At 67.2% G+C, this 702-nt stretch carries 1 protein-coding gene; it reads right to left on the reverse strand.

Features of this window, described 5'->3' with window-relative positions; all coding sequences use genetic code 11:
- Positions 1 to 105: 105 nt before the first annotated feature.
- A partial coding sequence (locus EOA33_RS37535; protein WP_127407837.1) for an enoyl-CoA hydratase-related protein occupies positions 106 to 702 on the reverse strand: 597 nt, incomplete at its 5' end.

The following is a 702-nucleotide window of genomic DNA, read 5'->3' on the forward strand; positions in this document are numbered from 1 at the left end:
GTCTGAGACTGGCGAAAGCCTTCGCGACATCCGATCTCCCCCCTTTGAGGGGGAGATGCCCGGCAGGGCAGAGGGGGATGGGAAGGAACGCCATCGGCTGCGAGACTATCTGCCCTTCCACACCGGATCGCGCTTCTCGGCAAACGCCCGGAACCCTTCCATATTGTCCTCCGACCCGTAGAGCAAATCGACGGTCGCCAATTGCCGGCGCGTGACCTTGTTCATCGCGTCCTGGAAGGTCAGCGCCTCGGCCACGCGCGCGGTCTCCTTGATCGCGGCGAAGACCAGCGGCGGGCCGCTGGCGAGCAGCCGGGCGATCTCCCATACGCGGTCCTCGAGCTTCTCCTTGGGCAGCACCTCGTTGACCAGGCCCCAGCGATGCGCCTCGGCGACATCCATCCAGCGGCCGGTGAGCAGGAGGTCCATGGCGACATGGTAGGGAATGCGCTTCGGCAGCTTGATCGTCGCGGCATCGGCAAGCGTGCCGGCGCGGATCTCGGGCAGCGCGAAGGAGGAATGGTCGGCGGCGTAGATGAGATCGCAGGACAGCGCCAGCTCGAAGCCGCCGCCGACCGCCATGCCGTTGACGCAAGCGATGACCGGCTTGTTGAGGTCGCGCAATTCCTGCAGGCCGGCGAAGCCGCCGACGCCGTAATCGCCGTCGACCGCGTCACCGCCGGCCGCCGCCTTGAGGTCCCAGCC

It is taken from the genome of Mesorhizobium sp. M4A.F.Ca.ET.050.02.1.1, assembly GCF_003997725.1.
Lineage (GTDB): Bacteria > Pseudomonadota > Alphaproteobacteria > Rhizobiales > Rhizobiaceae > Mesorhizobium.